Here is a 10729-nt window from a genome sequence, read left to right on the forward strand (position 1 = left end):
ACGGTACTTGCTCCCGCTCATCGACGTTATATATCCTATTTGATGCATCTATCTTATATCGAAGGCCCTCCCTTGTCAAGTTTTTTCTTGACTTAGAGTTGACTCCATAGTCTATAATAACTACAATAATGAAAATAACTCTAATTACAACATATTGGATAGGAGGAATTCTATGAAATGGAACCATAAAAAAATAATCATCCCCATCGTCGCCGTCCTGGCCATTGCAGCCGCAGCAGCCTACTTTTGGCTGCCGGGAACGAAGGCCGTCGCCAAACAGGGCATTCGAGCCACGAAAGCAGCAGCGGCCCACTACTTGCCGACCGAATCGGTAGATGCCTCGAATATCCGCCAGGTCATTACGGCTGACAGCACGACGTCGCGGACCTTTATGTGGCAGTCGGACTACGCCGAAGACGATCCGGTCGTGGAATTCCGCAAGACCGGCGACGACAATACGATTATGGCCCTTCCCGCTTCCAGCGACGCCTTCAGCGATGACGGCGTGACGACATATATCCACTCGGCAACGGTTACCGACCTTACGCCGGGTACAGCCTATGAATACCGCGTCGGCTACGGCGACAAGCGCAGTGCTTGGACGCCTTTCCGTACGGCTGAGGGCAGCAGTTTCAAAGCCCTCATCTTCCCCGATTCCCAGTCCAGCGACTACAGCGGCTGGGCCTCCCTGGCGCAAGCAGCTTGGCAGAATAATCAGGATGCTCAGTTCTTCGTCAACATGGGCGACCTCGTCGATAACGGCCAGTCCCATTACCAGTGGAATGCCTGGTTCGACGCCGTCGGCCCGCTGATCGCCCGCATCCCCGTTGTCCCCATCATGGGCAACCACGAGACCTACAACACGGACTGGAAGATGCGCATGCCCGAAGCCTATACCCATCTTTTCGCCCTGCCCCATATCGACATGAATAAATACCAGAACCAATTCTATTCCTTCGATTACGGCGACATCCACTTCGTCGTCCTCAACACCCAGGCCCAGGAACTGGCCGACTTCGAGCCGACCTTAAATGACGATGAAGTGGCCTGGTTCAAAGAAGATATGGCCAAGACGACGAAGAAATGGAAGGTCGTCTTGATGCACAAAGATCCTTTGCAGTACGGCTTTGCCAACCGCCCGGAACCGCGTGAAGAAGGCTTCTCTGCAGAAGGACGGCTGTGGATGCCCTTATTTGACCAGTACGGCGTCGATGCCGTCTTGTCGGCCCATCTCCACACCTACCGCGACCGAGGCCATATCAAGAACTTCCAGCGCGATGAAAGCGGCCCCTTATACATCATCACCGGCGTCGCCGGCAACGTCCGCTATCCCAGCCTCTGGAAGCAGCACAGCCTCGATGAATACGTCGCGCCTCAGCCGGAAACAGACAACTACATGACCTTAGAAGCGACGGCAGACAAACTGACCTTCCGCAGTTTTCTCCCTGACGGTCAACTGTTAGAGGAACGAAGCATTTCTTCACACAACTAAAAAAAGTGTGATATAATAGACTCAATCCGGACGTTCCTTCAAAACCATCCGGGTTGTATTTAACGAAGAAGGAGGAATATACTATGGCACAGATTACCAAAGATACGGGTATTATTGAAGCCGTTCAGAAACACCCGCAGATCATCGAAATCTTCCAGCAGTACGGCCTTGGCTGCGTCGGCTGCATGGCTGCTCACTTTGAAACCATCGGTCAGGGTGCCGGTGCTCACGGCATCGACGTCGATGCCCTCATCGCCGATATCAACGACTGCATCGCTGAAAGCGGTAAATAAGATAAAAAGCTGTCGCGCCTTATGGTGCGGCAGTTTTTTTATAGTCCCCCTTCTTCTCCCTATAAAAAGATTTACGATTTTCCGCATAAGATTCCAATACTACCCTTTTGGACAGTATCTAACTTTTAAGTGCATACTTCCCCTTTTCTTCGACTTATGGTATCATAATTCTATCCTAAGAAAAGAAATATCTAGTTATATGTATATAAAGGAGTCATTGCCATGAAAGAAAAAATTAACGTTTTTGAAAAAGCACCGGAAATCCTCGAAAATCTGCGTAAGGGTGTTCTCTTGACGACGAAGGCCGGCGACCGGGTCAATACCATGACCATCGGTTGGGGTACCCTCGGCATTGAATGGGCCAAACCTATTTTCACGGTCTATGTCCGCCAGCACCGCTTCACTCACGAACAGCTTTCTAAGAATCCGGAGTTTACGGTCAACGTCCCCGTCGAAGCCTTCAATCGCTCCATATTAGGAAAAGCCGGTACCCTCAGCGGCCATGACGGCGACAAGATTGAAAAATTAGGCCTGACCTTGGAAGATCCTGAGGTCATCTCCGTCCCGGGCATTAAGGAACTGCCCCTTACCTTAGAATGCCGTGTACTCTTCCAAAAAGAACAGAAACTCTCCGACTTACCGAAAGATATTAACGACGAATTCTATCCCCAGAACGTCGACGGAACCTTCCACATGGCCAACCGCGACAGCCACACGGCATACTACGCCGAAATCGTCGCTGCTTACATCATTAAATAATAATTCCACGACAAAGCCCTCAAGAACCGGACTAAAATCCGATTCTTGAGGGCCTTTTTAATAGCCGGGATGGCTTTTCTATGATCGTTTTGCAAAATCAGCAGCTGCCGTAAACAGGATGTCTGTCGACGAGTTGAGAGCCGTTTCCGTCGAGTCCTGAAGGACGCCGATGATGAAGCCGACGCCGACGACCTGCATAGCAATGTCATTGGAGATGCCGAAGAGGCTGCAGGCCATGGGAATGAGGAGCAGGGACCCGCCGGCAACGCCGGAAGCACCGCAGGCACCGATAGCCGACAAAACACTGAGCAGGAGAGCCGTCGGAAAATCTACGGCAATGCCCAAAGTGTGGACGGCTGCCAAGGTCATAATCGAAATGGTAATGGCTGCACCGGACATGTTGATCGTCGCCCCGAGGGGAACGGTAACCGTATACGTGTCAGGGTCGATGCCGAGTTCTTTGGCCAAGGCCATGTTGACCGGGATGTTAGCCGCCGAACTGCGTGTAAAGAAGGCTGTGACGCCGCTGGTCGAGATACACTTCCAAACGAGCGGATAGGGATTTCTGCGAAGCTTGACATAGACGATGATCGGATTGACGACGAAGGCAAAGATGAGCATCGTCCCGACCAGGAGGGCCAGGAGCTGAGCGTAGCCGATGATGGCTTCAATGCCGTTGGAAGAAATGGAATCGGCGACGAGGCCCATGATGCCGAGGGGAGCCAGGCGGATGACCCACTGGACACAGGTCGTGACCGCATTAGCACAGTCGTCGAGGACGGCTTTCGTCGATTCGGAAACGCGGCGGGTGGCGATGCCGAAGAGGACAGCCCAGCCGAGGATACCGATGTAGTTGCCGGTCATCAAAGCGTGGACGGGATTATCAACGATATTCTTAAGGAGCGTCGTCAGGACTTCGGCAATGCCTTCAGGAGCTTTGTTCGTCGCAGCCGATACGTCGAGCTGCAGCGTCAGCGGGAATACGTAACTGATCATGACGGCGAAAAAAGCAGCTAAAAAGGTACCGATGAGATATAAGATGATGACGTCTTTAATTTTCGATTCATGATTTTCTTGTTTCCGGCTAAGGGCCGAAGCGACTAATACGAAGACCAAGACCGGAGCAATACCTTTCAAGGCGCCGACGAAAATGACGCCCAACAGGGCCAACTCATGAGCAGCTGCGGGAAAACTCATGGCTACCGCAATGCCGATGATCAGGCCGACGATGATCTGCTTGATCAAGCTGATGCGATTTAGGGCACTCCATAAACTATGCATACCAAAAACCTCCCATAGAACATATCGTTCCAAAAATACAAATGTACATTATAACAGAACACTTCATTTATTATAAAATAAAATTCATAAAATTTCAACAAAAAAAACGGATAGCCTATGCTGTCATTGACAGGCATAAACTATCCATTTCGGGACAACCATGAGCTTCCTTACGGATAAGGAAATTTCAAGGTTGAAAATTTATTCGCTTAATACGTGGGCGCAGCGAGCGCAGAGCGTCGGATGAGCGGCATCGGAACCGACGGTGTCGGTGTGCATCCAGCAGCGTTCGCATTTTTCGGCACTCGACGGTACGACAACGACCTTCATGTCGCTGTGGTCTTCACCGGCTGCGGCATCGGCCGGAGCTTCGCCTTTGACGAGTTTCGCTTCGCTGACGATGAGCAAGGCAGCCAGCTGATCCTGCCAAGAGCTGAGGAAATCGTAGTCTTCCCCATCGGCATAGATGGTAACGGCAGCATCGAGGGCGTGACCGATCTTGTGTTCCTGACGAGCTCCTTCGAGGATACGGGTCAGGTCGCGGCGATAGGACAGGAAGTGGTCCCAACGAGCATCGAGGTCGGCATTCAGATATTCTTTATGAACTTCCGGCCAATCCGTAAGGAGGACACTTTCTTCTTTGCCGTCGACAGAAGGCATGTTCTGCCATACTTCTTCCGCCGTGAAGGACAGGACCGGAGCGACGATCTTGACCAGCGTATCCAAGATGATGTACATCGCCGTCTGGGCGCTGCGGCGGACGGGAGCATCCGTCTTTTCCGTGTACAGGCGGTCTTTGATGACGTCGAGGTACATGGCACTCAAATCGACGGTGCAGAAATTATGGATGGCATGGTACATGACGTGGAACTGATAGTTTTCATAGGCGTCGGTAACTTCTTCGAAGACCTGTTCCATGCGCAGCAGAGCCCATTTATCGAGTTCCGTCATATCCTGGTAGGCGACGGCATCTTTCGACGGGTCGAAGTCGGCCAAGTTGCCCAAGAGATAGCGGAAGGTGTTGCGGATCTTGCGGTAGACGTCGGAGAGCTGCTTCAGGATCTTCGGCGACAAGCGGATATCGCCCTGGTAGTCAGCCGACGATACCCACAGGCGGAGGACATCAGCACCGTATTTTTCGATGACTTCCTGCGGTGCTACGGTGTTGCCGACGGATTTACTCATCTTGCGGCCTTCGCCGTCGACGGTAAAGCCGTGGGTCAGAACCGATTTATACGGAGCATAGCCGTTGACGGCAACGGACGTGAGGAGCGAGCTGTTGAACCAGCCGCGATGCTGGTCCGAGCCTTCAAGGTACATTTCGCAGGGATAATCGAGGTCCGGATCGTGCTTAAGGACGCCCTGATGGGTGCTGCCGCTGTCGAACCAAACGTCCATGATGTCGCTTTCCTTGCGGAAATGGGTGCCGCCGCAGTGGGGGCATTTATAGCCTTCAGGCATCAATTCCTTGACGTCATACATCCACCAGGCGTCGGAACCGTCTTTAGCAAACATATCCTGGAGGTGAGAAATCGTTTCATCGTTGATGATGTGTTCCCCGCAGTCTTCGCAGTAGAAGATCGGAATGGGGACGCCCCAGACACGCTGACGGGAGATGCACCAGTCGCCGCGGTCGTGGATCATATTGTAGATGCGGTCATGGCCCCAAGACGGGATCCATTTGACCGTATCGATGGCATCGAGGGCCTTTTGACGGAAGCCGTCGACGGAAGCAAACCACTGTTCCGTTGCCCGATAGATGATCGGGTTCTTGCAGCGCCAGCAGTGCGGATACTGATGGCGGAAGGTGCTTTTTGCAAAGAGGGTGCCCTGTTCAGCCAATTTCTTGATGACCGGTACGTTGGCATCGAAGACGAACTGGCCTTCAAAGCCGGGAACCTTATCGGTATAGCGGCCGGAACCGTCGACAGTGCCCAAAGGTTTGAGCCCCCAGGCTTCATACTTCATGCAGACATCAAAGTCATCCTGGCCGTGGTCAGGAGCCGTGTGGACGAGGCCCGTGCCGGCTTCGAGCGTAACGTGATCGCCGAGGATGACCGGGACCTTGCGGTCGTAGAAGGGATGCATGAAGACCATGCCTTCGAGCTGTTTGCCCGTCATGACGTCGGGCAGAACTTCATAGTCCGTAACCTTACCGGCCTCCATGGTAACGGCAACTCGTTCTTTAGCCATCAGGAGATATTCATCGCCGACGCGGACCCAGACGTATTCCAGGTTTTCGTTGGCACTGATTGCCAGGTTGCAGGGAATGGTCCAAGGCGTCGTCGTCCAAATGAGGGCAAATACCTTTTCCGGATCGGCATCTTTCGGCATATGGCCGCTGACGTCGACGGATTTGAACTTGACGTAGATGGAGAACGATTTATCGTCGTTGTATTCGATTTCAGCTTCAGCCAGAGCCGTTTCGCAGTGCGGGCACCAGTAAACGGTCTTCAGACCTTTGTAGATATAGCCTTTTTTAGCCATTTCGCCAAAGACGCCGATCTGAGCGACTTCGACGTGTTTGCGAAGGGTCAGGTAGGGATCTTCCCAATTGCCGAGAACGCCCAGGCGGATGAAGTCTTTCTTCTGTTCTTCGACGCGGGCTAAGGCGTAATCGCGGCATTTAGCACGCAAGTCAAGGGGCGTCATTTCGTGGCGATTGAGGCCTGTATCCTTGATGACGGCGTGTTCAATCGGAAGGCCGTGGGTATCCCAGCCGGGAACATACTTGGTATAGCAGCCCTGCTGGGTCTTATATTTAAGGATAATGTCTTTTAATACTTTGTTTAAAGCATGGCCGATATGAATCTTGCCATTGGCATAGGGAGGGCCGTCGTGCAGAATGAACTTAGGCGCTCCGTCCCGTTTCTGCAAGCGTTTTTTATAAATGTCATGATCCTGCCAAAATTTCAAAAAGTCCGGTTCCCGTTTCGGCAAATTGCCGCGCATGGGGAATTCCGTCTGGGGCAGATGTAAAGTCTTACCGTAATCCATGATGCTTCCTCCTCTTATCTGTGTGAAAAAAAATAACGTCTCCGTCCCAAAAAGGGACGAAGACGTAATCACCGTGGTACCACCCTATTGACTGCTCACGCAGCCACTTTGACGCAATATAACGATGCGACCCGGCAGCTGGTTCACAGCTGCAGCTCCCAAGTGATCCGCCAATATACAGCCTCTGCCGGGCTTTCACCATCCCCGGTTCGCTAAAAAGGCTGCGCCATATCGGCCGTCTTGTTCATAGCTTTTACGCTTAATTATTTAATACAATTATCATTGTATATAAGCGTATTGTAAGGTCTCTCCCCCTATTTGTCAAGAGGATTTATTTCCAATACTGTACCGTGCTTTCGTCGATACCGATAGCAGCGGCTTTAAAGACCGGAATTTGCCCTGCTTCACGCTGCTGCTGATAATCCTTCATGGCATTGACGGCGACTTTGCTGAGGATAAAGCAGGCCGGGATATTGATGAAGCACATGATGGCCATCAGGATGTCGGCAATAGCCCAGACGGCGGCCATTGACATGCCGGCACCGATGAAGACGATGGCGATGCAGACGATGCGGAAGCTATAGACGAAGCTCTGAGACGGAGCCCCTTTATGGATGAAGCGGATACAGTTATCGACGTAGTATAAGTTGCCGATAAGCGTCGAGAAACCAAAGAGAAGCATGCAAACCGTAATGAGGAGCGGTCCGAATCCGCCGAAGACGGCCGAAGCGGCACTCTGTACATAAGCGGCACCGGCTGCTTCTTTGACGATGGGAACGCCGGAGAAAAGCCCCATGAAAGCCGTCGCACTACAAACTAAGAGGGTATCGATGAAGACCGATAACATCTGAACCAACCCCTGTTTGACCGGATGGCTGACGTCAGCTGCAGCTGCCGCATTCGGAGCCGAACCGATACCGGCTTCGTTCGAGTAAAGGCCGCGCTTGATGCCGTAAATGAGGCAGGAACCGGAAACGCCGCCGAAGATGGCTTCAAAATCAAAGGCATCGGCGAAGATCATGGAGAATACCTGCGGCAGGCTGGAAATATGAGCGACGACGACGACCAAGGCTGCCAAAATGTAGATGGCGCCCATGACCGGTACCATGACCGACGTGACCTTGATGATACGCTGGCCGCCGCCGATGAGGCAGTAGCCGACGAGGGCTGCAAAAACAGCCCCGAGGATCCACGGCGTCATCGTAGGATCATAGAAGTCATACACGAGGAAGGTCGACTGCATATTAAACGAACAAAGAAGATTGAAGCCGCCGGCATAGGTAAGGATCAGGGATAAGGCAAAGAGGACGCCCAGACCGCGGTTATGCATGGCCGTTTCAATGTAGTAAGCCGGACCGCCGTAGCTGTTTCCTAAGGCGTTGCGGCGTTTGTAAACCTGAGCCAGTGTGCTTTCGATGAAGGCCGTTGCACCGCCGATGATGGCGATGATCCACATCCAAAAGACCGAGCCCGGGCCGCCGAGGCAGATTGCCGTCGATACGCCGATGATGTTGCCCGTACCGACACGGGAGGCCGTCGAAACCATGAGGGCCTGGAAAGACGATACGTTTCCGTCTTTTGTCGGCTTTTCCATGACGACGCGAATACTTTCAGCGAACATACGAAGCTGGATGAGCCGTGTTTTCCACGAGAAAACGAGGCCGGCTGCAACGAGGATGACCATTAAAATCGGATAATAAAGGACATCGTCAAGGTAATTCAGGACGTCCATGACCATAAAACCACTCCTAACCATAATAAAAAAATGATAAATAAATGTAACAATTCCTATAAAAAATCATAAGATATAAATGGACACTTTGTCAATGGTTTTTGACAAATCAGCACAGGATATTTTTATATTCATTCAGCTTGTAGTATAATGGCGTTAGAAAGGCAGGCGTTTTTATGATATCCATTGAGCAGGTCATCCAAAAGGCCATCGCCTATGACAAAGGCGACGCCCGGCGTATCCACCATTTCCTGAAAGTCTCTGCCTATGCCGATACGATCGGCCGGTTAGAAGGTCTCTCAGCGAATCGGCTGGCCATCCTCCAAACGGCAGCTGTCCTCCACGACATCGGCATTCACAAGGCCGAAGAAAAATACGGGTCGTCATCCGGCCATTTCCAAGAAATTGAAGGGCCGGCACCGGCACGGGCCATCCTCGAAGAATTGGGAGCCGCCGAAGATTTCATCGAGCGGGTCACATTCCTCATCGCCCATCACCATACTTACAGCGATGTCGACGGGGTGGATTACCAAATCCTCTTGGAAGCCGATTTCTTGGTCAATGCTTATGAAGATCAACTGAAGCCGGAAGCCGTTCGGACCTTTAAAGAAAAAGTGTTCCGCACCAAAACGGGACTCGAATTATTGAAATATACTTATGGCGTGTAATGAAGGGAGTTTTTTTCTATGACAGCAATCGAAACATTCGTCGACATGGTCAAACATTCGGACAATATCGTCTTTTTCGGCGGCGCCGGCGTCTCGACAGAAAGCGGGATTCCCGATTTCCGCAGCACCGACGGCCTCTATAACCAGCACTACAAATACCCGCCGGAAACGATACTCAGCCACACCTTCTTCCGGGAACAACCGGAAGAATTTTACCGCTTCTACCGCGACAAGATGCTGGCCCTCGACGCCAAACCCAACATGGCCCACCTCAAGCTGGCAGAACTGGAAAAGGCCGGAAAATTAAAGGCTATCGTCACCCAGAATATCGACGGCCTCCATCAAAAGGCCGGCAGCAAAAACGTCCTCGAACTCCACGGCAGCGTCCACCGCAACTTCTGCACCCACTGCCATAAATTCTTCGATGCCCAGTATATGAAGGATTCTACGGGCATCCCCAAATGCGATGCCTGCGGCGGCACCATAAAGCCTGACGTCGTCCTCTACGAAGAAGGCCTCGACAACGACGTCATCGAACAGTCCCTGCACTATATCAGCCAGGCTGACATGCTGATCATCGGCGGCACGAGCCTCGTCGTCTACCCCGCCGCCGGCTTAGTCCGCTACTACCGCGGCAAAAAATTGGTACTCATCAACAAGTCGACGACCGACATAGACAGCGCCGCCGACCTCGTCCTCCACGACGCCATCGGCGACGTCTTCAGCCATATCGTCCTATAAAAGCCCTTCGTTCGTGAAAGGAACTCCGATGAAAATCACCATTCTCATGAGCAGTCCCAGAAAAAACGGCAACACCAAACAGTGCCTCGATCCCTTCTGTGACGAATTGAAAAAACTGGGCCATGAATACCAACTCTTCTGGCTCTATGACTATCAGATAGATCCGTGCTACGCCTGTCGCGGCTGTCAACAGGACTGGCAGCACTTTGCCTGCATCCGCCGCGATGACCTCGCGCCCATTGCAGGCGCCGTCCTGGAGAGCGACCTCATCGTCCTGGCCACGCCCATCTACTCCTGGTACTGTCCGGGACCGCTGAAGAATGTCCTCGACCGCTTCGTCTACGGCTTCAACAAATATTACGGCGATGAGGTAGGACCCTCCCTCTGGGCTGGCAAAAAAGTGGCCCTCATGGTGACCTGCGGCTATAAGCCCATCCACGGGGCCGACCTCTTTGAAGAAGGCATCAAGCGCTACTGCAAACACTCGAAGCTCGAGTACCTCTCCATGTTTGTCGAACGCCACTTAGGCTATAAGACAGTCTTTATGGACGACAAAAAGGCCGAACACGCACGACAGTTCGCCCGAGAAATCACGACAAATTCTGAACCATAACCTTATACAAAAAAAAGCTTCCACGAAGGATTGATTGATATGCTCCCCTTTAGGTAGACATGAGAAATAATAAAATCTCATGCTGCTTGAAGGGGAGTATTTTTAATGCGAAAAACAAAGATATGTGCTCAAGAGAAATTACATACCGTCAAA

9 protein-coding genes and 1 other annotated feature (1 of these 10 cut by a window edge) are annotated in these 10729 nt (G+C 52.0%); of the genes, 6 read left to right on the plus strand and 3 right to left on the minus strand.

The window, feature by feature from the left end; translation table 11 throughout:
- Window positions 1–30 (minus strand) — a binding site (T-box leader) (it extends 215 nt beyond the left edge of the window).
- 142 nt (window positions 31–172) lie between these two features.
- From UCI88_RS00125 to UCI88_RS00135, 3 genes are all read left to right on the plus strand, one after another.
- Window positions 173–1492: a purple acid phosphatase family protein gene (locus UCI88_RS00125; protein WP_256180244.1), complete on the plus strand. Its 1320-nt coding sequence runs from the start codon at window positions 173–175 to the stop codon at window positions 1490–1492.
- A gap of 83 nt (window positions 1493–1575) precedes the next feature.
- On the plus strand, window positions 1576–1785 hold the full coding sequence (locus tag UCI88_RS00130; RefSeq protein WP_044504989.1) for a DUF1858 domain-containing protein: 210 nt from the start codon (window positions 1576–1578) through the stop codon (window positions 1783–1785).
- A 222-nt stretch (window positions 1786–2007) separates the two neighbouring features.
- Window positions 2008–2544, plus strand: coding sequence for a flavin reductase family protein (locus tag UCI88_RS00135; RefSeq protein WP_044504990.1), 537 nt, complete (start codon window positions 2008–2010; stop codon window positions 2542–2544).
- A gap of 78 nt (window positions 2545–2622) precedes the next feature.
- Here UCI88_RS00135 and sstT read toward each other — a convergent pair whose 3' ends face one another.
- The 3 genes from sstT to UCI88_RS00150 form a co-directional block, all read right to left on the minus strand.
- Window positions 2623–3825: a serine/threonine transporter SstT gene (sstT, locus tag UCI88_RS00140; protein ID WP_256180243.1), complete on the minus strand. Its 1203-nt coding sequence runs from the start codon at window positions 3823–3825 to the stop codon at window positions 2623–2625.
- A gap of 201 nt (window positions 3826–4026) precedes the next feature.
- On the minus strand, window positions 4027–6822 hold the full coding sequence (gene ileS / locus UCI88_RS00145) for an isoleucine--tRNA ligase (protein ID WP_256180242.1): 2796 nt from the start codon (window positions 6820–6822) through the stop codon (window positions 4027–4029).
- Window positions 6823–7153: 331 nt separating this feature from the next.
- Window positions 7154–8560, minus strand: a complete 1407-nt coding sequence (locus UCI88_RS00150) for an alanine/glycine:cation symporter family protein (RefSeq protein WP_256180241.1) — start codon at window positions 8558–8560, stop codon at window positions 7154–7156.
- 170 nt (window positions 8561–8730) lie between these two features.
- Here UCI88_RS00150 and UCI88_RS00155 point away from each other — a divergent pair, with 170 nt between their 5' ends.
- Genes UCI88_RS00155 through UCI88_RS00165 form a run of 3 tightly spaced genes read left to right on the plus strand, consistent with a single transcriptional unit; the run spans window position 8731 to window position 10576 of the window.
- Window positions 8731–9222, plus strand: a complete 492-nt coding sequence (locus tag UCI88_RS00155; RefSeq protein WP_256180240.1) for an HD domain-containing protein — start codon at window positions 8731–8733, stop codon at window positions 9220–9222.
- Between the two features lie 18 nt (window positions 9223–9240).
- Entirely contained in the window at window positions 9241–9963 is a 723-nt protein-coding gene (locus UCI88_RS00160; protein ID WP_256180239.1) for an NAD-dependent protein deacylase, read from the plus strand.
- Window positions 9964–9991: 28 nt separating this feature from the next.
- Window positions 9992–10576, plus strand: a complete 585-nt coding sequence (locus UCI88_RS00165) for a flavodoxin family protein (protein ID WP_256180238.1) — start codon at window positions 9992–9994, stop codon at window positions 10574–10576.
- The last annotated feature ends 153 nt before the right edge of the window (window positions 10577–10729 follow it).

The sequence above is a fragment of the Megasphaera massiliensis genome (assembly GCF_036305205.1).
GTDB lineage: Bacteria > Bacillota > Negativicutes > Veillonellales > Megasphaeraceae > Megasphaera > Megasphaera massiliensis.